Origin of the sequence: Parasaccharibacter sp. TMW 2.1884 (genome assembly GCF_023337695.1) — a bacterium.
In the GTDB taxonomy this organism is placed as follows: domain Bacteria; phylum Pseudomonadota; class Alphaproteobacteria; order Acetobacterales; family Acetobacteraceae; genus Bombella; species Bombella apis.
The window spans coordinates 215,432-238,771 of record NZ_QORR01000001.1 but is presented as its reverse complement, the minus strand read 5'-3'; the positions used below and the strand labels follow the sequence as shown (position 1 = coordinate 238,771).

The following is a 23,340-nucleotide window of genomic DNA, read 5'->3' as shown; positions in this document are numbered from 1 at the left end:
CCCCACCATGACAGAAGGAAAACAGCAGCCGACATGCAGGCATGGCAGTATCGGCTACCGGTCCCCTTCTCTCATCTTCAGGCAGACATTTCTTCCGGTTCACCCCGCAGACGTTTCACCAGCAGCTTGTTCAGGGCATGGATATAGGCCCGGGCTGCCGAAACGACCGTATCCGGGTCACTCCCCTGCCCGTCCACCAGGCGCCCCCCTTCCTGGAGACGCACGGTCGTACGGGCCTGCGCATCCGTACCTTCTGTCACATTGGCCACGGAGAACAGCGCCAGCGTCGCCTGATGCGGGAAGGCCTCACCGATGGCCCGGAACACGGCATCCACAGGCCCATTGCCCGTGGCAGAGACATGACGGGCCTCACCATCCACCTCGATATCCAGAACGACCTGGGCAGCATGCTGCGTACCGCCCTTCAGCTCCAGCGAGGTCAGACGGACACGCTCATGGTCACGGCTCTCATCATCCACCAGTGCCCGCACATCATCATCAAAAACGATCTTCTTGTGGTCTGCCAGGGTCTTGAAACGCTGGAAGGCCGCATTGACCGTCTCTTCAGTCAGGTCATCATAACCCAGAGCCTTCAGCTTGTCCCGGAAGGCCGCACGGCCGGAATGTTTGCCCAGCACCAGCGAGGTGCTCGTCCAGCCCACGCTTTCCGGCGTCATGATCTCATAAGTCCCGGCATGCTTCAGGATGCCATCCTGATGGATGCCACTCTCATGGGCGAAGGCATTCCGCCCCACGATGGCCTTGTTCGGCTGGACATCGAAGCCCGTGATGGTCGCCAGCAGACGGGACATGCCCAGCAGGCGGGGCGTTTCAATGCCGGTTTCCATGCCATAACGGTCATGACGGGTCCGCAGGGCCATCACGACTTCTTCCAGAGCGGCATTACCAGCACGCTCGCCAATGCCGTTGATCGTACATTCAATCTGTCGGGCACCACCTTCAACCGCTGCCAGCGTGTTGCCAACAGCCAGCCCCAGATCATTGTGGTTGTGCGTGGAGAAAATGACCTGATCCGCCCCCGGCACACGCTCCCTCAGCATATTGAAGATGCGCTCCATCTCATCGGGGGTTGCAAACCCGACCGTATCGGGAATGTTGATGGTCGTTGCCCCGTTGGCAATGGCCGTTTCCACACAGCGGCACAGAAAATCCGGGTCCGTGCGGGATCCATCCTCAGCAGACCATTCCACGTCATCCGTGTAACGGCGGGATTCCTTGTTGCCGAAAGCGATCAGCTCCAACACCCGCTCCGGCTCCATCCGCAGCTTGTACTTCATGTGCAGTGGAGACGTGGAGATGAAGTTGTGGATACGCCCACGCCGTGCGCCCTTGATGGCCCTTCCGGCAGCCTCGATATCTTTGGCGGCGCTGCGGGCCAGACCACAGATGACGGGGCCATCCACATTATCGGCAATCTGCTTCACGCTCTCGAAGTCTCCTTCCGATGCAGCCGGGAAGCCTGCCTCTATGACGTCAACGCCCAGAGCTGCCAGCGCATGGGCCATCCGCAGCTTCTCGCCCAGATTCATGGAGAAACCAGGGGACTGCTCACCATCACGCAGGGTCGTGTCAAAAATGATGACACGGTTATCGGCAACATGACCAAAGGAAGGATGCTGAAAAGACATAACTACGCTCTAACTCCAGATATCTACGAAAACCCGAAATGGGAAAAAATACCCCTGAACGCAGCAAAGCAACCTGCTCGCCTGTATGGCGTTCAGGGGTTCATAAGTCGTAGAAGGAGGGCGTGAAAAAATGTCATTACCCCTCCACGCTAGCGAGCAATGACAGGGAATGCAAGCGGAACTCTCTGTTTTTTTACAGCATCCCTTTCCGCTGCCGTAGGAAATAGCCATCAATGGCCTGTTTCATGGCCTGGGTGATCTGCGTACGGTGGGCAGCACGACGCAGCGCCTGTTCATCCAGATGGTTGGACATGAACCCCATTTCCACCAGAACAGACGGAATGTCTCCAGACTTCAGAACCCGGAAGGCCGCATGGCGGGATGGATGATGCAGGAGCTGGATGCGGTTCTGGAATGACCGGATCACACTGGCCGCCATATGCGCAGACCCCCGGCGCGTCTCTTCACGAACAAGACTGTTGAGTATTTCCTCCACATCCGGCGGCACGTCGGCCATGCCCGGCCCGGCAAAACGGTCGGCACTGTTTTCCGTCTCTGCCAGCAGGGCGGTCTGCCTGTCCGAAGCGTTGCCGGACAGCGTATAGACACTGGCCCCACGCACATCAGACTGATGCAGCGCATCGGCATGCATGGAGATGAAAAGATCCGCCTTGTGCCGATGGGCCAGCTCCACCCGCCCGGCAAGGGGGATGAAACGGTCATCCGTCCGGCTCAGCACCACATCATACCGGCCAGACGCCATGAGAAGCGCGCGCAGCTCCGTTGCTGCAGCCACAGCAATATGCTTCTCATACGTTCCTGAGACACCGATGGCCCCGGGGTCTTTTCCGCCATGGCCGGGGTCCAGCATGATGACGGGTCTGGGCGGTGATGCTCCACGCAATACGGCGGGGGCCTTCCGCAAGCCATGCCGTGCTGCCGCAGCCTTTCCCGCTCCGCCCGCCAGCAGCCCGCTGGCAGCCGCACCAAGAAGATGACGACGTGTCAGCTTTGCCATGGTGATCCTCCTCCCTCTCCGGTCCAGGTCCTGCCTGTCACACCCCATTAGGCGATCATTCCTGCCACGGGAACAATCTTCCTGCTTTCTTTGGTTAACAGCCCGATACAGACAGGAAAAAATGGCTTTATTCTGCCCCTTTCACCACCCCCCAACTACCCACTTGCCATGAAGGCCGATTTAGGCCATTGTCGCTTTGCAGAAGCCCGGATCTCCCATGCATCCCCGCCCCTGACAACGGGCAGGCAGGACAGCATCAGACAGGGCCCGCACATGCAGTACCTTTCGCGCCGTTTGGTGCAGATAGCCCGGGACGGTTGTTCCCGGTGTGCTCACACCCTGGCGGAGACACTGCATCCGAACCACAGGCAGCCTACCCGGATGGCCACACCATCCCCCGGCGGGCTGCGTCAATTCCCGATGGCAGGACCTGCCATCAGCGTGTTTACCAGAGGCTGCAATGCTGTTCTGTGTTATCCAATCTGGCGACCCCCTCAGGGTATCTGCCCGCAAGAGACCGGACCACCTGCCCTCTGCTGACCAAGACAATCGGCGCAGACAGGGCCATGCCCCGTGCGCCACGGAGTCCAGTCCTTCATGACAAAGCAGATGCTCATAGACGCCACACACGCCGAAGAAACCCGCGTTGTGGTCATGAACGGCAAGCGCATTGAAGATTATGATGTCGAGACATCAGCGCGCCGTCAGCTCAAAGGCAACATCTACCTCGCCAAGGTCATCCGTGTAGAGCCCAGCCTCCAGGCGGCCTTCGTGGATTACGGCGGCAACCGCCACGGCTTTCTGGCCTTCAGCGAGATCCACCCCGACTATTTCCAGATCCCCGTTGCGGACAGGGAAAAGCTCCTTGCCCTGCAGGAAGAAGAATACGCTGCCGAGCAGCGGGGCCGGGACAGCGATCCAGAGGCTGATGATGACGAAGACAGCCTTCCCGAGGATGACGAGCCCGGCCCGGAGATCGTCAGCGGGGAACATGATACCGGTGAGGAACAGAGCGCCAGCCGCCGCATGGCCCGGTTCCTCCGCAATTACCGCATTCAGGAAGTCATCCGCCGTCGGCAGGTGATCCTTGTCCAGGTTGTCAAGGAAGAACGTGGCAACAAGGGCGCCGCCCTGACGACCTACCTCTCCCTTGCCGGACGATATGGCGTGCTGATGCCCAACGCCCTGCGTGGCGGTGGGGTCTCCCGCAAGATCACCTCCGAAACGGACCGTCGTCGCCTGCGGGACATTGTCGGCAAGCTGGACCTGCCCCGGACGATGGCCATGATCATCCGCACGGCCGGTGCAGGCCGCCCGGAAGCGGAAATCACCAAAGACTGCGACTACCTTCTCCAGCTATGGGACAACATCCGCAACCACGCCCTCTCCTCCATCGCCCCGGCGCTGATCTATGAGGAAGCAAGCCTGATCAAGCGGGCCATCCGGGACCTGTTCACCCGTGATATCGAGACCGTACTGGTGGATGGGGAAGAGGCATGGAAAAACACGAAGGAATTTGCCCGCCTGCTGATGCCCCACAATGCCAGCCGCATCCGCATGTGGCAGAACAGGGGGCAGAATCTCTTCGCCCATTATCAGGTGGAGAGCCACCTGGAGGCCATGTTCTCACCGACGGTAAAGCTGGAATCCGGCGGATATCTCGTCATCAACCAGACTGAAGCTCTGGTGGCCATTGACGTCAACTCCGGCAAGTCCACCTCCCAGCGCAATATCGAGGAAACCGCCCTCCGCACCAATCTGGAAGCGGCCGAGGAGGTCGCCCGCCAGCTGCGCCTGCGTGATCTGGCCGGGCTAATCGTGATCGACTTCATCGACATGGAAAGCCGCCGCCACAACAGCCAGGTGGAAAAGCGCCTCAAGGATGCCCTCCGGGTGGACCGTGCCCGCATCCAGCTGGGCCGCATCTCCCATTTCGGCCTGCTGGAAATGTCCCGGCAGCGTCTGCGCCCCTCCATTGCCGAGAGCATGCTCAGCCCCTGCCCGCACTGTCAGGGTACCGGCTTCATCCGGGGTGTGGAAAGCATGGCCCTCCAGGTCCTCCGCAGCGTGGAGGATGAAGCCAGCCGCCGTCGCTCTTCGGACATTATCGTCCATGTCAGCCCCAGCATCGTTCTTTACATGCTCAACAGCAAACGGGCTGCCATCAGCCAGCTTGAACAACGGCATGACATGACCATCCGTTTCGAAAATGACGACAGCCTGCCGGAAGGCGAGCTCCGCATCGAACGGCTGGCCGCACGCCAGAAACCCTCCCGTGAGGACAGCCCTGTCAACACGGTCCGTACGATCGACATCACGGAAGGGGCTGCCCCTGCAATGGAAGCCAGCCTGCCAGCCGAGGCCGAAGATACCCGGGACGAACAGGAAACGGGCAGTGAAAGCATCTCCCGTCGTCGCCGCCGCCGCCGTGGTGGACGTCGCCGCAACGAGCAGGAGACCCGGGACGAAACGGCAGAGACCAGCCTGCAGGAGGCGAGCCCCGCAGCGCCAGAGGCTGACAGCACGGCAGATACCAATGATGACCAGGCTCTCATGCCCGGTCGTCGCCGGACAAGGACACGGCGTGTCACGACCGCCGCTCCGTCTGCTCCAAGCCACCGTGAGGAAGAGACCGAGCAGCCCAGCCGCCGCCGTGAACGCCCTGCATCCCGTCGCCGCCCGGCACGCCATCAGGATGAACCGGCCCCCAGTCAGGCATCTTCTGGCTATCAGGGACCAACACCGGCCAATCCCTTCCAGGGGGCTGGCATCGACATCTTCGACATGATGGAACAGCAGGAGGCCCGCCTGAGCGGACGTGCTGAAGCCCCTCCTGCCACAGAAGAAGAACCTGCCGTTTCTTCCCGCCCCCACAGGCAGCCCGTGGAAACGGGAAGCCCTGCAGAAGGGGATGATGAAAAACCGGCCCGTCGCACCCGTACCCGTCGCCGCCCGGCTACACGCAGCCGCATCGTGGTGGACGAAGACCAGGAAGAAGACGACAATCGTGTCGTGAAGATACCGGCCCGTCCAGTCGATCCTGCCGAGGCTGAAGAGGAAGCCGCTCGTCGTCAGGCGCGCCGCCCCCGTCCCCGCCGCCGCCCGGCACGGAACGAAACGGCAGAAGCGGACGCTGCCCCGGCTGCGGAAGAGGCGCCTGTTTCTGTCGCTGAAACCGGTGTGGACAATGAGACACCAACCGAGACAGAGGCAAAACCAGCCCGTCGGCGGCGCCCAGCTCGCCGCAAAAAGGCGGACACGGCAGAAGAGGCCCCTGTAGCAGCCGCCCCCAAGGCTGAGGACACAGCCCCGGTCGAGAATGTGGCAGCACCGCAGCCTGTCAATATCGATGAGGCAAAGCCCAAAAAGCGGCGTGTCGGCTGGTGGAAGCGCTAAAGGCGCCTCCTCCCCCTCCCATCGGAGCCCATGAAAAAGGGCGGCCAGATCACTCTCTGGCCGCCCTTTTCACATCCACAAAAAAAATATGATGTTAGCGACAGACGCTATTGTTGCCATCCTCCGCAATGAACGTCCCCGTCAATGGCTGGAAGCAGGCATTACGGGTACAGCTGTTGCCTGTGGCCAGACTGCGACCATAGATTTCGCTCCCCGTACTGGCCTGCTCACGCAGGGCCGTACCACAAAGCGGTGTATTGACGGGAGCAGATGGCAGGTTCGTCTTCATCTGTGGTGAGGACGAACTGTCCCCGCTCCCCCCACCAGACGGCGCCCCGGCAAAGCTCTGGATGGCCGGATGTTGCGCTGCCTCGACCTGCCGGGCTGTTGGCTGGCTGCTACAGCCTGCCAGGACACTCCCTGCCACAAGAAGCAGGCCACAGCCCAGTCTCTGCAAGCCACATCTGTGGCGGCCCCTCGCAATGTTACGCACCATATCCCTCCTCCACATCCTCATGGATGTCCTGTCCTTCCCCGGGACGCCATGATGGCTCCCGGGGCTCCGAAATCTCCTGTGCAGACTATCTGCGGCCTTCATCCGGGTCCAGCCGGGCCTGCCGGACACCATCCGCAAAGGAAAGCTGCACATGGCTCCCCACTGGCAGGGCAGCGGATGATGTCACGGCATGACCTGCCTCATCCTGCACCAGAACATAGCCCCGTTCCAGAATGGCGAGGGGTGAGACGGCCTTCAGATGCCGGGCCACCCCTTCCAGCCTCGTCCGCTGGAGGGCAAGCCGGGACTGCACCGTCTCCAGCCGCAACGGCGCCCGCAACAGACGCATCTGGCAGCCATCCAGATACCGCTCCCAACCAGACTGCAACCGCCCGGCCTGTGCCTCCACGAGGCCACGCCGCTGCCCCATGACGGTCTCCACGGCGGGCAAATGATAGGCAGCCTGCCCCAGCCGGGCACGGGCACGCATCACAAATCCCGGCAGGGCCAGCTCCAGCCTCTGGGCACGATCATCCAGCCGCATCCGGGCTGTGTCCAGAAGCCCTGGAAGGTCCGGCATCCGGGCCGCCACGGCCTGGAGCCGCAGCCCCTGCCGCTGCAGTATCCCCGCCAGACCACCAGAAAGCCGTGCCGCCCGATGGGCGAGGTCCGCCATCAGCTCGGACCGCAGGGGCACCGCCATTTCAGCGGCGGCAGTCGGTGTGGGGGCCCGACGGTCGGCAGCGTAATCAACGAGGGTCGTATCCGTCTCATGCCCCACGGCAGAAATCACCGGCAGGGGGCAGGCCGCCACGGCCCGTACCACGGCTTCATCATTGAAGGCCATCAGGTCCTCCAATGAGCCACCACCACGGGCCACGATCAGCACATCAGGCGGATTGGGAAGGTTCCCCATGGCCTGCACGGCATGGGTGATCTGACGGGCTGCCCCTTCCCCCTGCACTGCCACGGGCCAGAGCAGGACATCCCGCGGGAAACGGCGGGATATGGTCGTGCAGATGTCGTGCAGCACCGCCCCGGACCGGGACGTCACCACCCCCACGCAACGGGGCAGGAACGGAATGGGCTTCTTGCGCCCCTGATCGAACAGCCCCTCATCCCGCAGGCGGACACGCAGGGCTTCGATCCGGGCCAGAAGGGCACCTTCCCCTGCAAACTCCATGCTGTCGATGATGAGCTGATAGTTTGAGCGTTCGCCATAGGACGAAATCTTCCCGGTGGCGATGACCTCCGTTCCATTCTCCGGCACCATCCCCAGCCGGGAGACGTTCCCCCGCCAGATGACACCCGATATCTTCCCGCCCTCATCCTTGAGGGAGAGATAGACATGACCGGAAGCATACCGCTTCATCTCCGTGATCTCGCCACGGACACGTACCCGCCCGAAGATGCCTTCCAGCACACGTTTGATCGCCGAGGAAATGGCTCCTACGGAATATTCCGGTATGTTGCTGCTCCCCGGCCCTGTACCGCCCTGCGGTCCGGCGGGAGAAAGAAGGCTCTCTCGTTCCATCATGCGGCCATTCTATGCTAAATGGCAGATGACGTGAAAGCGGCTATCTGCATCACACGAGATATAAAAGGAAACAGGATGCGCGTACTTCTGGTGGGTTCAGGTGGGCGGGAACATGCCCTTGCCACAGCCATTGCCCGGTCCCCTCTGCTGGACACACTCTTTGCCGCCCCCGGCAACCCCGGCATGGCAGCCTGCGCACGCTGTGTTCCCATTGCGGCTGATGACATTGCCGGTCTTGTCGAGTTCGCCCGGAAGGAAAAGATCGACCTCGTCGTACCGGGGCCAGAAGTCTCCCTCGTGGCAGGGCTGACCGATGCCTGCCAGAAAGCGGGTATCGCCTGCGCTGGCCCCTCCCAGGCTGCCGCCGCTCTGGAAGGCAGCAAGGCCTTCACCAAGGAAGTGGCCGATGCTGCCGGTATCCCCACCGCCCGCTGGCAGCGTTTCGACGCCAGCAGCAGCAAGGAGGCCGCCAAGGCCTACGTCCGTGAACAGGGTGCTCCCATCGTCATCAAGGCGGATGGTCTGGCCGCCGGCAAAGGCGTGGTCGTGGCCCAGAGCGTGGATGAGGCTCTGGAAGCCATCGACCGCCTCGGCCTGCCGCTGGTGATCGAGGAATGTCTTGTCGGACGGGAAGTGTCCCTCTTCGCCTTCTGTGCGGATGACAAAGCCAGCCTGATCGGGGCTGCACGGGACCACAAGCGGGTCGGTGATGGCGATACCGGGCCAAACACCGGCGGCATGGGAGCCATCTGCCCGCCACCGGATTTCGACCGGGCGGCGCAGGAAGCCGCACTGGACCTCACGGTCCGCCCGATGCTGGCCGAGATGGTCCGCCGGGGCACGCCGTTCCGTGGCGTCATCTTTGCTGGCCTGATGCTGACGGAAGAAGGGCCGAAGCTGATCGAATACAACGTGCGCTTTGGTGACCCGGAAGCACAGGCCCTGCTCATCCGTCTGGAAAGCGACCTTCTCCCTGCCCTCAAGGCTCTGGCGGAAGGCACGCTGTCCGAGGACAGCATCCGCTTCTCGGACAAGCCATCCATTTCTCTGGTGCTGGCCGCCAAGGGATACCCGGATGCGCCCGTCAAGGGCGGTGTCATTTCCGGGCTGGACCGGACGGAACAGCTGCCCGGTGTATCCGTCTTCCATGCCGGAACCAAGATGGATGGCGACCGGCTTCTGGCCAATGGCGGGCGTGTCCTGACCATCTGCGCCACGGGTCCCACGGCGGCCAAGGCACGCTCCCGGGCCTATGAAGCTGCTGCGACCATCCAGTGGGATGACAAGATGCTCCGCAGCGACATCGGGCTGTAAGATTTTCCGCACCTGCAAAACAGGCCCGGCCCATGAAAATGAGCCGGGCCTGTTCCGTATGAACCTGTCCGCCGGGTTCTGTCAGCTTTCCGTTTCTGACAGCAGATTCGGCAGTTCCCACAAGCTGTCAAACTGATAGGTAGGTTTCATCTCCCTGCAAACCTCTGCCACACCGTGACCGTAACTGGCCCAGCAGACATCCATGCCAAGGGTCTGGGCAAACCCGATATCCGCTGTCGTATCACCCACCATGAGGCACTGCTCCGCCCCCCAGCCCGGCAGCATATGGGCCAGACGCTGCGTGAAAACCTCCTTCTCCGGCTTGCGGGGCAGCCCCTCTTCAGCACCGATGGACGCCTCAAAAAACGGCTCCAGCTGAAACCGGGCAAGGCTGTGCCGCAGGGTCGGGCCGTGCTTGTTGCTTACGGCAATCATCCTGTAGCCCCGCCCCTGGAGAATCTGGAGCACCTCATGGGCTCCGTCATACAGATAGGTTTCTTCCTCATCCGCCTGGGCATAACGCTGGCGGTAGGCAGCCACATAACGCTGGGCCTCATCCATGGAGGCCCCTTCATCCACAATGCTCTGATAGAACCCCTGTAGCGCATCCCCCTTGCCCAGCCGCTCCTTCAGGTAGGAACGGGGCGGTGGCGTCCGGCCGATATCCGTGAAGGCCTCCTCCAGACTCCGCAGGATGGCAGGGCGGGTCTCGGCCAAAGTGCCGTCATAATCCAGCAGAAGAATGGGGTAACGTAGCATGTGGGCTCTTCCTTGCTCTCAATTCTGTCCTGAACGGGCCATGATCTGTTCCAGACCCGCCGTCAGACCAGCTGCATCATCCGTCACGGGCAGCGTGTCAGCGTAATGACCTTCCGGTGTCATGACCACAAAAGATGGAGCCGACTGATAGTAACTCTGCCCCGGCTCCAGCGCATAGGGCGCATGGTAGAGGCGTGTCATGGCCTGTGTCATGTTCGGGGTCGCAAAGACCGGGAAGATGTGCGGGGCTACGCCCATCACATAGTCCTTCAGCGTGTCCGGGTCTTCCGCCCGGGCATCCAGCGAGACGACCAGAGGCAGGACAGGCTGGCCTTTCTGCTTCATCGTCACGAGGGTCTGGTCCAGAGCCTTGAGCGGAGGCTGGCAGCGTTCCGGCGGGCAGCGTGGGTCTACAAACCAGACGACCGTCCATGAGCCCCGGAAATCACCTTCCGTCACCATGCCACCACCAAGGGAAAAGACCCGGAAGGAGCCGCCCACCACATTGCCCTGTGCGTGAACCCGTGCCCCTTCATCCGCCCCTGTGGAGAGCCAGTAACCACCATAGCCCAGCAGCCCTGCCAGCAGTATCAGCCCCAGAACGACCAGCCCGGCCCGACGGACGACTGTTTTCTTCGGGTCAGTTTCCGGGCCTGCCCCGGTCTTCGAACGGTCCGTCATGTCTGTTCCTGTCTCCTCATTCCTGTCCGGCTGCATCAGTGCGCCTCAGCCCAGTTCTGGCCAAGCCCCGTTTCCACGGAGAGGGCCACATCCAGCCTGGCCACAGATTCCATGACCTCCCTCACGAGGGCCGCCGTCTCCTCAGCCTCGGCTTCCGGGACTTCAAAAAGCAGCTCATCATGTACCTGAAGCAGCATCCGGGCCTTCAGCCCGGCCTCGGCCAGACGGTCCGGCAGGGTGACCATGGCCTTCTTGATGATGTCCGCCGCCCCACCCTGCAGGGGAGCATTGATGGCCTGACGCTCGGCATAGGACCGCTGCGCTGCCTGCTTTGCCGTGATTCCCGGCACATAGCAGCGGCGACCGAAGGGGGTCAGCACATAACCCTTCTCCCGGGCCTCTTCCTTCATCTTTTCCATATAATCCCGGATACCGGGATAGCGGTCAAAATAGGCCTCGATATAGCGTTTGGCCTCGCCCTGCGGCACCTGAAGCTGCCGGGCCAGCCCGAAGGCCGAAATGCCGTAAATGATGCCGAAATTGATGGCCTTGGCCCGTCGCCTTGTCAGCGGGTCCATCTCTTCCAACGGGATGCCGAACACTTCGGACGCCGTGCGGGCATGGATGTCCTGCCCGTGACGGAACGCATCCAGCAATGGCTCAATCTGTGCCACATGGGCCAGAAGGCGCAGCTCGATCTGGCTGTAATCGGCAGACAGAAGCCTGTACCCCGGAGCCGCCACGAAAGCCTGACGGATGCGTGCCCCCTCCTCCGTGCGGATGGGAATGTTCTGGAGGTTCGGCTCGTTGGAGGAGAGACGCCCCGTGGTCGTGGTCGTCATCTGGAAGGTGGTATGCACACGCTGGGTCTTCGGGTCCATCAGCTTGAGCAGCGCATCCGCATAGGTGGATTTCAGCTTGGCCAGACGCCGCCAGTTCAGGATTGCCGTCGGCAGATCATGGCCCTGCTCGGCCAGCTCTTCCAGCACACGGGAATCCGTTCCCCACGAGCCCGTTTTGGTGCGCTTGCCACCGGGAAGGCCCATCTCATCAAACAGGATTTCCCCCAGCTGCTTGGGCGACCCGATGTTGAAGGGCCGCCCCGCCCGATCATGAATCCCCTGTTCCATCTCCGCCATGCGGGTGGCGAAATCCTCCGACAGGCGGCGCAGCTCATCGGCGTCCACCCGCACGCCAGCTTCCTCCATGCGCTCCAGAACGGTGATGAGCGGGCGTTCCATTTCCTCATACAGGGCCGCCGCCTTCTGGCGGGGCAGCGTCACACGCAGCACCTCCCAGAGGCGCAGCGTCACGTCGGCGTCGTCCGCTGCATAGGCAGTCGCTTTATCCAGCGGCACCTGCGTGAAAGGCACCCGGTTGCGCCCCTTGCCCGTCACGTCATCATAGGGAATGGGGGTATGATCCAGATGCAGGCGGGAGAGTTCATCCATGCCCTGCCCGTGCGCCCCGGCGGACTGGGCGTAGGACAGCAGCATTGTATCATCCAGCGGGGCAATGACCTCCAGACCGGCCTGCCGCAGGATGGTGAGGTCATATTTTGCATTCTGGAAAATCTTCAGGACGGCCTCATCGGCCATCAGCGGGGCCAGCTGATCCAGCGTGGCCTTCACGTCCAGCTGGTCGCCCACGGGAGCTTCCAGCGTGCCTTCATGACGGAACGGCACATAACAGGCCCTGCCCGGAGCCACGGCCAGAGACAGGCCAACAATTTCAGCCGTGCGGGCGTTCAGGCCGGTTGTTTCCGTATCCACGGCCACACGTCCTGCGGCACGGGCGGCGTCGATCCACCGGGCCAGCGTGTCCCTGTCCGTGACGGTCTCATAGGGACCGAAAGGAGCCTCACTCCGGGGTATCTCCCCGGCATCCTGCCCCTCTGCCGCAGCTGAGGCCGGGCTGGCCTCGGGCCTGCGCTGTGCCGGGTGACGGGCCTTGCCGCCAAAACCCATGCGCTGGAGAATGGAAGAGAACCCCATGCTCTCCAGCCAGCTCCGCAACGTTTCGGCGTCCGGCTCACGGGGACGCAGCTCATCGACAGGTGTCGGCACGGCCACATCATCCGCCAGCAGGACAAGCTGCCGGGAGATGCGGGCACCTTCGGCGTGATCGATCAGATTCTGCCGCCGCTTGGAAGGCTTCATCCCGGGGGCTGCTGCCAGAACGGCCTCCAGCGATCCATATTCATTGATCAGCTGCGCCGCTCCCTTGGGGCCGATGCCCGGCACGCCCGGCACGTTGTCCGTGGAATCCCCCATGAGGGCCTGCACATCCACCACCTTGTCCGGCGTGACGCCAAACTTGGCTTCAACCTCGGCCAGACCGATGGGCTTCTGCTTCATCGGGTCTTTCAGGGAGACACCGGGGCGGACAAGCTGCATCAGGTCCTTGTCTGACGAGATGATGGTGCAGCTGCCGCCCTGCTCCACGACCAGGCGGGCATAGGTCGCCAGCAGGTCATCCGCCTCCCAGCCCGGCAGCTCGATGGCCGGAATCCCGAACTGGTCGGTCGCCTGACGGATGAGGTCGAACTGGGGGCGCAGGTCTTCCGGCGGTTCGGGGCGATGGGCTTTATAATCAGGGTAAATGTCGTTACGGAATGTCCTGCGGCCTGCATCGAAGATCACGGCCATCGGCTGGCCTTCATGCTCCTTGATGAGCCGGGAGAGCATGTTGGTGAAGCCATAGACGGCATTGACGGGCACACCCTCCGGACTGCTCATGGGGGGAATGGCAAAGAAGGCACGGAAAATGAACCCCGAACCATCCACCAGAACCAGATGTGTGTTTTCTGACGTCACGCCGTCTTTCTCCCCTGCCCGTGCTGGCAGATCAGTCTTGCAGATGCTTTCTTCTCTAGCCGATTTCCGCCGTTTTAAAAACGGCTCCCTGTCCGTCATGTCCGCATTTCTGCTCATGGGCCTGCCCGGAGGATGCCAGACACCCCCAGCCCCCCGGAGCCTGCCCCACCGCCCGGCCGAGGCGGCTTACGTCCCAGCCAGTGCGACAATTGCCCTCTCCGATGGCCGCAGGGCACCGGTACGGCTCTACCCGGCAACTGTTCCCCAACGTGGTATCATTCTGGCCTTTCATGGCTTTGGAGACAGCCGGGACGCCTGGGAAGTCATGGCCCCGGCCCTCAACAGGGCGGGCTTTCTCATCGTCGCACCGGACGTGCGTGGCTTTGGCGAATTCCCCGCCAAAGGGGGATGGAGCACGACCGACAGGATGGTTGCCGATGCCGTGGAAGAAGCCCGCTGGTGCCAGCAGCGCTGGCCCGGCCAGCCCCTCCATCTGATGGGGGAAAGCATGGGGGGGGCCCTTGCCCTCCTGACCAGCACGTCCCTGACGGCTCCCCGCCCTGACGGGCTGATCCTTCTGGCCCCGGCCATCATGACGATTGGTGAGCCTTGGCAGACCCTTCTGGAAGGCTGGAACCTCATCACGCCACAGGCACGGCTGACGGGTGCGCATATGCCGGGGCATCATGTCGCCACGGCCAATCTCAGGGCCATGCGCCGCATGTTCTTCGACCCGCTGACCCGCCACGGCACGAACGTGCACGCCCTGAGAGGGCTGACGCATCTGATGGCCCGTGCGCTGGAGCAGGCACCCTCCGTACAGATACCGACCCTGCTCATCTGGGGAGACAGGGACCAGTTCGTCCCCGCCTCTGCCACACGTCGGCTGATACGACAGGCTCCACCGTCCCTCTTCCGGCTGGATGAGCTGCCCCGTGGGTATCACCTCATCACCCGTGAACCGCAGGACCGTCCGGCCAGAGACATCATCTCATGGATCGAGTGGCCGGACCGTTTTCTCCCCTCTGGCGGAGACAGTGCCGCCACCATGTGGCTCTGGCTGGAACAGACACACTGACATGGATAAAAAAAGAGTGCCGCAAGGGCTAGGCAAGCACGCCACTTGCCGTTAAAAGTACCGTCAACGGGGACCCGTAGCTCAGCTGGATAGAGCGTTGCCCTCCGAAGGCAAAGGTCGCGCGTTCGAATCGCGCCGGGTCCACCATGAACTTTCTTCCGACTTTTTCTAATGTCGAGTTCAAAAGCATCCCGCAGAAATTTAATCTAGGCTACGCTGCTCAAACACTATCAGATCGAGAGATTGTCTGACGCCCTTGGAGGGCTGCCAACGTTTATCCTAGAAAAACCAATTCAATCACTACTTAAAAAGCCATGAAGACTATCATTCTCGTGACCACTATTCCATTAAGGTCCGTTTCTGCCTGAATAGACAGAGACCTACAAAAACCTTCCCTGTATAGTAAACAGCAACATATAAAAATATCAATGTTTCTTCTTGGATGAATTTATTCGTTCATTAAACGATATTATGTTCACCTTATCAGATTGCGAAGAAAAGTCACCGTCGTCTGTCACTAATGGAATATCTTTTTCTATAGATAAAATTGATATTGTTAAATCATTAACATCTATTCTTTCCCCCAAATTGTCCTCCAAAAAAGACAAAAAATCATTAGGGTTGCTAGAAGAATAAACAATATTCATCGCTTCTATAATATCTTCTATATCACACAACACTTCTTTATACCATTCTTTATATCTGGGGTGGGTGTGAATTTTACCCTTATAAACCACACCCCTATCGCGATCATCCCTCTTTTTTTTCTCTTTTAAAGAAATGTTTATATACTCCAAAAGAACAATTTCTGGGATGAAAATTTCTATTTCCTCTCTTAAAAAAAAATCAAATAGATCCGAATATCTTTTATGCCTTTCAGAATTACGACTACTAGAATCCATATCCGGATTATAAATAAAACTTAAAACATTAGTATCAAACATTACCCTTTCCATCTTTTTTCCGTTACAAAAAAAATCTGCCCCAACAGCAAGTTTATTCACGATCATTTATTTCTATTCCTAGAAAAAAAAGCCACCGCATTACGGACAGTCCTATCCCATTTCTCACGCTGGGAAGTAGATAAATCTACAGGCTTAAGATATTCCTGAATATATCCTATCGAAAAATCATCACATAATTGACCTATAGCAGCATTCAAAAATGCCGTCGTAAGTCTAATCACACCCGAAAATGATATAGAAACAGGCTCATTTTTAGATAAATGTCTATATATTTCTTTATTTAATCTCTTCCCATCACTGTCAGATACACAGAAAGGGCCCTCAACAAAGTCCGTCAATTTTATATTTCTCACCTTAACTCTCCTCACAGAATATTAAATTTTATCAGTCTTTACCTCAACGACAATAACCGTTAATGGCAAATTACACTCCATCTCAACTTTCTCAGTTGTACCCTTTGTATAGCTCCAAAAACCTCCATGTGAAAATACGCTGAGAGCTCCTCTATTCTTTACAATGAAACTTTTTAAACTTTTCAGCCCTAAACCACCCGGAATATCCCCTCTTCGGGTCGTATTCCCATCTTGGAAGCCCCACTCGATAGCCGCACTCGGAGTTATAGAAAACGAAGGATCATCTATCCGTTTACTATTCTGAATACACTCTTGAAAACCTATTCCTAAATCTACGATAACAAAATCGAATTTCTTTTTCTTTGGGAAAAATTGTCCTGCCGTTACAATTCCACGTTCAGCTTTCGCATGCAGTTCAGCATTAGAAAACAACTCATTCATTCCGTCTAAAATTTCGTCTCTAATATTTTCCAACACCACAGAAACCTCTGATATACTTAGTATACGACAGAAATTAATTTCAGTATATTTTGCAAATTCTCTAGAAGAATTCTCATCTTCTACGTTGAAAAACTTTAAAGGTATAATATTCCGTACATTCCTTTCACAAGAAGAATCACTCCTCAAAAGGCCTATTCTTTCAAAAACATCCCTCACATTAGAAGTAAGCTCATCATAAACAATTTTCTTATCGTTATCATTACACAATATTTCTATTGCAAAAAGAAGAGCTGAAAAATGCGACTCAATCCATCGAACACGTGAAAAATCTAGTATCACTTCATTATATGGGCATGATAAAAAAAACTTATATATATCACCCAAACAAGCAAAAGCTTGCTTGGGACTATTAATATTTTTTAGAAAAAATCTATTCATTTTCAAGTCATCTCCTATTTTAGATGTTAATATACATGTGCGTAGCGTTATTCAATACTAAACAAGACCGACATCTCATACCCAAAATGAAACCCTGCAAGCTCCATGCTCTACCCAGCATGGGAGTTATGGCAAGCCTAAACCTGATATCCCCTTATCCCCACAACGAGACCAACAAGGAAAGACCCTTCCCTCACCCCAGCAGCTCCTGACCTATGTAATGGTCATCAAGACGCCCCGGGCAGGCGAACAGGCCACTGCCTATGTGGGTCGTGTACTGGTTCATCATGTCGAATTTCGACATGCGCTCGAATATCCTGGTGAAGGCCGTGCGGGGGTCCTGCTGATAGGCAAGGAACATCAGCCCGGCGTCAAACTCATTGCCCTGCCGCCACGGGGGCCAGCGTTCGGCAATGTAGCTCAAACCGTTGTCATAGGAATAAGACCGCCTCAGCAGCTCCGCACCGCCATTCTCCTGCGGGGCGGCAAGGCGGGCGTGTGCATTTTCAGGCGTAATGGGGTTACCGTCTTTATCCGTCTGCTTCAGCGTTAGGGGTTCATATTCATGATGCCCCCCAATGGGGGCACCGCTCTGCTTCTGACGCCCCATCGTCTCCTCCTGAAAGCCCGTCCTCGTACGGTCCCAATGCTCCAGGGCAATGCGGATGATGCGGGCCACAAGATAGGTTCCCCCCTGCATCCACGCTTCGTCCGTCGAGGCTGCCCAGAGGACCCGCTTCGCCACGGCGGGATTGGCTATATCGGGCTGTATGGTGCCATCCTTGAAGCCCATCAGATTGCGGGGTGTCTGATGCCGGCCAAACTCCGGTGAAAAACCGGTCTGTGCCCAGCGTGGGGTTGCCCTGCCGTCGGCCAGACGGGCCAGGATGCGGATGGCATGAAAGGCCGTCTGCGGATCCGTCGCACAGCTCTGGATGCAGACATCACCCCCCGTATGGGCCGGAACGAGCTGATCCCCCGTAAAGCGGGGCAGGTCGGCCAGCGGAGCCGGACGCCGGTCCGCAAGACCATACCGGTCTTTCCCCTCCTTCGTGAACAACCCCGGCCCGAAGCCGAAGGTCAGGGTCAGGCTCGCCTGCTCCAGACCATCCACATCACCGGAATCAACAAGATGCGGGGCGGGCCGGTGCGCCATCAGGGCCTCGGCGGCCTCCGTCCATGCCCTCATCATGTCGGCCACATCGGCCTTCTTCTCCGCCGTGAGATCAAACGTGATGAAATACAGGAACGGCAGCTGCGGCAGCATGATGCCAGGCTGATGACGCAGGGAAGAGGCCATCGCAAGGCTGGTGGCGGGGCGCATCAGCTCCAGCCCTGCCAGCCCCAGCGCCCCCCCCAGAAGAGTGCGGCGGGAAAGAGAAAATGTCATGGTTCTACTTTCACGGAAGGGCAACATTGAGCGTGTTCATGTCATCTTCGACATAATAGAATCCCCTGTTGTCAGGGGTCATCGCCAGACCGAACAGGTCGCCATTGCCCGGGGGCTGCTGGGCCTGGTCATTGTCCACCCACTGGGCATAGAGCTGTTTCTTCGCCACGGGGTCTATCTCGACAACCTGCCCGTTGCGCCCGTTGGCCACCAGCAGGTGATGCCCCGGCACCCAGATCATCGCCAGTGGCCAGTTGAGCAGCTGCCCTCTGGTGATGATGCGCCCCACGGCATCATTCTGACGTGTCACGGGGGTCGTGCGGTTCACGGCATCATCAATGGCCGTGACCTCCTCATCATAGCCATCCGTGACATACAGCGTGCCGTCACTGTCCAGAGCCAGTCCGGTTGGCCCAAAAAGGAAATTGTCACGATCGGCACGACCGGCAAACCCGGTCGCTATGATTGACTGTCTGTCCAGCACAGGGGGCTTACCCGGCGGAACATGCAGATTGAAACGCATGACCGTCGCATTGTGCAGGATGGGTGGATAATGCGTTGCCGGGTCCAGAACATAGGGGCTTGGCAGCCCCGCCGCCGCCATGGAGATGAAAAGCGTGGCCGTGTCTCCGTTATCAATGCTGGCAATATTCCCCCACGGCCCCGTGATGTCCGGTCCTTTCCACGCCGTGGCGAATTTTCCGTTGGCATCAAAAACCAGAAGGCAGCCATCCCCCTTCGTGCCTGTTGTCCCATCCTTGCTTGGCGTGCTGCCAACAATGACCCAACCCGCCTTGAGCACCGTCAGGGCTGTCGTGAAGCCGATCCCCCCCGGGCAGGCTGCCAGATTGGCAGGGGCACTGGCAAACAGGCGTATGTTTTTTGTCACGGGCGAATAGGCCACGATGGTCGTGCCGGTTCCCTGAAGATTGTTCACATTGTTGAAGTTGGTGATGAGCACCTCATCCTTCTTCAGGCTGCCCATGTCCTGCGGCACCAGATAGATCGCATAGGGATTGAGATCGCCATTGCCCGGACTTGTGGAGGCCAGCATGGCATGGCGGTGGATGGTCTCCAGAAATCCCTTCGGAGCAGCCTCCCCTCCCTGTGGAGCAGACACGGCGGCGAAAGCGAGGCAGGCCAGGCCGGGCAGCATTCTGCGTAGAAACTGTTTCATGAAGCACCTCCTACAGGGCAATGATCGCACGCAGACCAAGGACAGCAATGTCCTTCACGCGCCTGTCAGGGTGAAGAGTGTTCGGCACCCCACCTGACGGATTGAAAATGTACTGGAAGTCCGGCTGGAGCTGGAGCCAGCCTGTCATCTGGCACTGATACATCAGCTCCATGTAGGTTTCCCCGCTCTGGGACGGCATGTAGCTCCCGTTGTAGAACCGGGTCGCCCTGTCAAATTTGGCCAGCGCCTTGCTGAAATGCGTGTAGCCCATGGCAAGCCCCAGCGTGTCATCCTGCCGGTATGGCAGCGGGTCCTTGAACGTGAAGCCGAAATTCAGGCTGAAATCGTTGGGCGCACGGTCGGACTGCGGCGTCCCCATCGCCCGGCCAAAGACATTGAATGTCCGGTTGGGATCGTAATGGCTGTGCCACAGCATCTGGTCCACCACCGCATACAGGCTGAAAAGGCCACGGTGACGGCGGGCCACGCCACTGCTGGCCGGAGACGCAAGCGGCACGTGCATGTTGTCCCAGTACTGGTCCGCAAAAGGCTCGGAATCATACCAGGCCCCGATGCGATAGACCCGTGAGAGCGCATCGGCCTGATCTGGCGAGACCATGGCCCCCAGGGCGGGATAGACATACTGGAACTCCACCAGAGCCAGCACACCCCGGTTCAACACGAAACTCGTCCCGGATGGATTGCTCTTCTGAGCATCCACACTGACATTATGAGCAGGACTGCCACTGAACACGCCAGCCTGCACATATAATGGTGTGGCCATCCAGTATTTCGCCCTCACCCCCAGTGAGGAGAGCGGATAGGCCGGTCCGCCACCGGGCATGTCCGCCGAAGGCACCATGGGCCAGCCGAACATGGTGTTGGCAAACACGAGCGCATTGCTGCTCACCATCCATTCCTGGTCCAGGCTCTGCTGGCCGATCTTTATATCCAGAGCCTGCTGGTCCAGAAATTTCTGGTCAAACCACATTTCCCACAGGCGGGTGGAACGGTCTGCCTCGATCCCGCTGATGGTCTGGGCCACCTGAAGATTGTCATCACTGAGACTGCGCCCATGTATCTGTTCCATGCTGACCTGAAAGGTACCGCCGTACCAGCCAAAGGCCCGCTGCGTATTCAGTTGCAGCACCGCAACAGTCAGGCCGTCATAGGCGGCTCCCCGCCGTGTTCCCCCCGTGACATTGCCGAAAATCTCCGACGTCTCCTGAAGGGCAAAAACCAGCCCCGCCTTCCCCATGGCTGTCCGCAGGCCCCACATGCTGCCGAGCAGGTTGGAATCCCGTTTCCAGTTTGACAGAAACCCGAAGAGGCCGTCTGCACTCTCATCCCCTGCCGCTGCGGCATTGCCCAGATTGACCACGGGGGCACGGGCCTGAGCTGTACTTTCCATGAAAAACGAGAGCAGGCCAATCACTGCAACCTGCACAGCACAATAACGGGACCGGGTGAACAGCCTTCTGAAAGTAAGGGTGGGCATGGCGGCTCCGATAACTGTTAATGATTCTTATTATTGATATCGGAAAAATTTTTCGATTCAATTAAAAATTGATTCTCATTCGCAATTGAAAGACGTTACCAGCACTCTGAACAGCCCATTCCCATCAAAGAAGCAGAATTGCCATGATGTCTACTCCCCACCATGATTGAAACACAAAGACAGCCCGCAGGCCCATCCGATCATCTTTCAGAACGTCTCTGCCACAATATCAGGAGGACACATCATCATGCTTTCCACCTCATGGGTCTTCTGGGCTCTGCTTTCAGCAGTTTTTGCTGCACTGACAGCTCTGTGCGCCAAGATTGGCGTCAACAACATTGATTCCGACCTGGCCACCTTCATCCGCACGCTGGTCATACTCGGCGTACTGGGGATGATCTTGCTGATTACAGGCAAATTTCACGAGACCAGAGGCTTCAACATGCGGGGCTGCCTGTTCCTGCTATTATCCGGTCTGGCGACGGGGGCCTCATGGCTCTGCTATTTCCGTGCCCTAAAGCTGGGCGATGCTGCCCGTGTTGCCCCCCTTGACAAACTGAGCGTTGTTTTCGTGGCCATACTCGGTGTCACCGTCCTCGGGGAGCAACTCTCCCTCAAGGGCTGGCTGGGAGTCCTGTTCATCGGGCTGGGAGCCATTCTGGTCTCCCTGGGGTAGACCTTTCTCCCCTTTATCAGTCGCCACAAAAAAAAACGGACCCACCCAGAGGGCAGGTCCGTTTTCTTCAGAAAAGACTCTTCTGTCAGAAGAGGGAGGCAGGCCTTCCCTCTTCCTCCAGCTTACTCGCCTTCTTTACCGGTTTCTTCTTCAACCGCAGCCGGCTCTTCCGTCGTTACGGGAGCCAGACGGCTGGCAAAGTTGCAGGCCATCAGGTAGCAGACGACCGCCGTACCGAGAGAAGCAAAAGCCGTGTTGCGCTCACCCGGATTGATCAGCATGGCCACGAATACCAGAATGATGGCACCCAGGCACAGGAGGCTGAGATACGGGAAAAGCGGCAGGGTGAAGTGCTTGCTCGTCCCAGAGCGTTTGCTCCGGCGGCGCAGCACGATGTACGTCGTGGAAATCAGCGCATAAGTCAGCAGGATCAGACCACCACTACAGTTCAACAGGAAGCCGAAAATCTCGCTCGGTGCAAAGATCGAGGAGAAGGCGACCAGAAGACCAGCCACGGAGCTGATGGTAATGGCCATGCGGGGCGCCTTGTCCGGCGACGTACGCACCAGAAACGCCGGAGCATCCCCCTGGATGGCCAGCTCTGTCAGAATGCGGGACGTGATGTACATGCTGGAGTTCAGGCAGGACAGCACGGCGCTGAGAATGGCGATCTGCATGATCAGCGCAGCACCCGGCACACCCATGGTCTGAAGCACGGCCACGAACGGGGACTTGCCCGGATACAGGCTCCACCACGGCACGATCATCGTGATCAGGCAGATGGAGGAAACGTAGAACATCATGATGCGCAGGCCGAGTGTCCGCGTCACACGGGAGACATTCTGCCCCGGATCAGACGTCTCGGACGCCGCCACGGTGGAGATCTCGGAGCCCATCATGGTGAACAGCACGGTCGGCACCAGCGCCAGCAGCGGCACGATCCCGTTGGGGAAGAGCCCACGACGACCAAACAGGTTGTGATGGACCGGCACACCCGGACCAAAAACATGCAAGACATACAGCAGCGCCAGCAGGATGAAGGCCACGATGGTGAAAACCTTGATGCTGGAAAGCCAGAACTCGCACTCACCAAAAATCTTCGGGGCAAAGAAATTCACAAACTTCATGCTGAGGATGAGGATGATCGACAGCAGCCAGACAGGCAGGTCGATCCAGTCCCGCAGCATCATGGCACCAGCGATGGCTTCCGAGCCGATCACGACCACCCAGAAGAACCAGTAGAGCCAGCCGGAGGCAAAGCCGATCCGGTCACCATGCGCAAGGCGGATATACTCCACGAAGGAGCCACGCCCCGGGTCGCTGACAACGATCTCGCCAAGCATCCGCATGATCCCCATGATCAGGAATCCGACGGCCACGAAAACAAGCGCAATGCCTGGTCCCGCTTTGGCAATGGCGGCACTGCTACCAACAAAAAGCCCGGCGCCGATCACGCCGCCGAGGGCAATCATCGCAATATGACGACTCGAGAGCCCCTTATCTTCGGCCTGAGCCTGGTCAGTGGTGGGTTCCTTCATGAAAAGGTCCTTATGAATAGTTGGCTGTGCAAATCGCCCATCCAGTAGATGACGGGTTCTCCGCTAAGTCATTCCCATTTTGTAACATCTACTGTCAAAATGGAAGCCGGAACAGATTAA

18 protein-coding genes and 1 tRNA gene are annotated in these 23,340 nt (G+C 58.8%); 5 read left to right on the top strand and 14 right to left on the bottom strand.

Translation table 11 applies throughout. The annotated features are described in order from the left end of the window. Positions 1 to 77: 77 nt before the first annotated feature. A complete protein-coding gene (locus tag DTI93_RS01050) occupies positions 78 to 1,649 on the bottom strand; it encodes a 2-isopropylmalate synthase (protein ID WP_043560779.1) in 1,572 nt (523 codons plus the stop codon). A 193-nt stretch (positions 1,650 to 1,842) separates the two neighbouring features. Then, on the bottom strand, positions 1,843 to 2,667 hold the full coding sequence (locus DTI93_RS01045; protein ID WP_043561514.1) for an N-acetylmuramoyl-L-alanine amidase: 825 nt from the start codon (positions 2,665 to 2,667) through the stop codon (positions 1,843 to 1,845). A 597-nt stretch (positions 2,668 to 3,264) separates the two neighbouring features. On the opposite strand from DTI93_RS01045, the gene DTI93_RS01040 reads away from it, so the two are divergent. Beyond that, positions 3,265 to 6,063 carry a ribonuclease E/G gene (locus tag DTI93_RS01040; RefSeq protein ID WP_052349133.1) on the top strand — a complete coding sequence of 933 codons (2,799 nt, stop codon included), beginning with the start codon at positions 3,265 to 3,267 and terminating at the stop codon, positions 6,061 to 6,063. 94 nt (positions 6,064 to 6,157) lie between these two features. Here the strand turns inward: DTI93_RS01040 and DTI93_RS01035 are convergent, their stop codons facing one another. After that, on the bottom strand, positions 6,158 to 6,559 hold the full coding sequence (locus DTI93_RS01035; RefSeq protein ID WP_052349135.1) for a hypothetical protein: 402 nt from the start codon (positions 6,557 to 6,559) through the stop codon (positions 6,158 to 6,160). Between the two features lie 85 nt (positions 6,560 to 6,644). Beyond that, the gene (gene xseA / locus DTI93_RS01030) at positions 6,645 to 8,096 is read right to left on the bottom strand and encodes an exodeoxyribonuclease VII large subunit (RefSeq protein ID WP_249079366.1); all 1,452 of its coding nucleotides are present in this window, start codon (positions 8,094 to 8,096) and stop codon (positions 6,645 to 6,647) included. A 75-nt stretch (positions 8,097 to 8,171) separates the two neighbouring features. Here xseA and purD point away from each other — a divergent pair, with 75 nt between their 5' ends. Continuing rightward, positions 8,172 to 9,410, top strand: a complete 1,239-nt coding sequence (gene purD / locus DTI93_RS01025) for a phosphoribosylamine--glycine ligase (RefSeq protein WP_086431138.1) — start codon at positions 8,172 to 8,174, stop codon at positions 9,408 to 9,410. 81 nt (positions 9,411 to 9,491) lie between these two features. Here purD and DTI93_RS01020 read toward each other — a convergent pair whose 3' ends face one another. Genes DTI93_RS01020 through polA form a run of 3 tightly spaced genes read right to left on the bottom strand, consistent with a single transcriptional unit; the run spans position 9,492 to position 13,666 of the window. Further along, positions 9,492 to 10,169 carry an HAD family hydrolase gene (locus tag DTI93_RS01020; RefSeq protein ID WP_103765371.1) on the bottom strand — a complete coding sequence of 226 codons (678 nt, stop codon included), beginning with the start codon at positions 10,167 to 10,169 and terminating at the stop codon, positions 9,492 to 9,494. Between the two features lie 18 nt (positions 10,170 to 10,187). Beyond that, entirely contained in the window at positions 10,188 to 10,850 is a 663-nt protein-coding gene (locus DTI93_RS01015) for an SCO family protein (RefSeq protein ID WP_043561521.1), read from the bottom strand. Between the two features lie 35 nt (positions 10,851 to 10,885). Then, positions 10,886 to 13,666, bottom strand: coding sequence for a DNA polymerase I (polA, locus tag DTI93_RS01010; RefSeq protein WP_249079724.1), 2,781 nt, complete (start codon positions 13,664 to 13,666; stop codon positions 10,886 to 10,888). Between the two features lie 97 nt (positions 13,667 to 13,763). Between polA and DTI93_RS01005 the strand changes: the two genes are divergently transcribed. Continuing rightward, entirely contained in the window at positions 13,764 to 14,744 is a 981-nt protein-coding gene (locus DTI93_RS01005; protein ID WP_249079364.1) for an alpha/beta fold hydrolase, read from the top strand. A gap of 70 nt (positions 14,745 to 14,814) precedes the next feature. Further along, a tRNA-Arg gene (locus tag DTI93_RS01000) sits at positions 14,815 to 14,891 on the top strand. A gap of 278 nt (positions 14,892 to 15,169) precedes the next feature. Here the strand turns inward: DTI93_RS01000 and DTI93_RS00995 are convergent. The 6 genes from DTI93_RS00995 to DTI93_RS00970 form a co-directional block, all read right to left on the bottom strand. Beyond that, entirely contained in the window at positions 15,170 to 15,748 is a 579-nt protein-coding gene (locus DTI93_RS00995; RefSeq protein WP_249079362.1) for a PIN domain-containing protein, read from the bottom strand. A gap of 2 nt (positions 15,749 to 15,750) precedes the next feature. After that, positions 15,751 to 16,062 carry an STAS-like domain-containing protein gene (locus DTI93_RS00990; protein ID WP_249079361.1) on the bottom strand — a complete coding sequence of 104 codons (312 nt, stop codon included), beginning with the start codon at positions 16,060 to 16,062 and terminating at the stop codon, positions 15,751 to 15,753. 21 nt (positions 16,063 to 16,083) lie between these two features. After that, on the bottom strand, positions 16,084 to 16,941 hold the full coding sequence (locus tag DTI93_RS00985; protein ID WP_249079359.1) for a hypothetical protein: 858 nt from the start codon (positions 16,939 to 16,941) through the stop codon (positions 16,084 to 16,086). Between the two features lie 193 nt (positions 16,942 to 17,134). After that, positions 17,135 to 18,331, bottom strand: a complete 1,197-nt coding sequence (locus DTI93_RS00980; protein ID WP_249079357.1) for a Dyp-type peroxidase — start codon at positions 18,329 to 18,331, stop codon at positions 17,135 to 17,137. Between the two features lie 10 nt (positions 18,332 to 18,341). After that, positions 18,342 to 19,508: a hypothetical protein gene (locus DTI93_RS00975; protein WP_249079356.1), complete on the bottom strand. Its 1,167-nt coding sequence runs from the start codon at positions 19,506 to 19,508 to the stop codon at positions 18,342 to 18,344. A 10-nt stretch (positions 19,509 to 19,518) separates the two neighbouring features. Then, entirely contained in the window at positions 19,519 to 21,006 is a 1,488-nt protein-coding gene (locus DTI93_RS00970) for a carbohydrate porin (protein WP_081562965.1), read from the bottom strand. Between the two features lie 247 nt (positions 21,007 to 21,253). Here DTI93_RS00970 and DTI93_RS00965 point away from each other — a divergent pair, with 247 nt between their 5' ends. Continuing rightward, the gene (locus tag DTI93_RS00965) at positions 21,254 to 21,682 is read left to right on the top strand and encodes an EamA family transporter (RefSeq protein ID WP_249079355.1); all 429 of its coding nucleotides are present in this window, start codon (positions 21,254 to 21,256) and stop codon (positions 21,680 to 21,682) included. 122 nt (positions 21,683 to 21,804) lie between these two features. On the opposite strand, the gene DTI93_RS00960 is transcribed toward DTI93_RS00965, so the two are convergent. After that, positions 21,805 to 23,220, bottom strand: coding sequence for an amino acid permease (locus DTI93_RS00960; protein ID WP_249079353.1), 1,416 nt, complete (start codon positions 23,218 to 23,220; stop codon positions 21,805 to 21,807). Positions 23,221 to 23,340 lie beyond the last annotated feature (120 nt).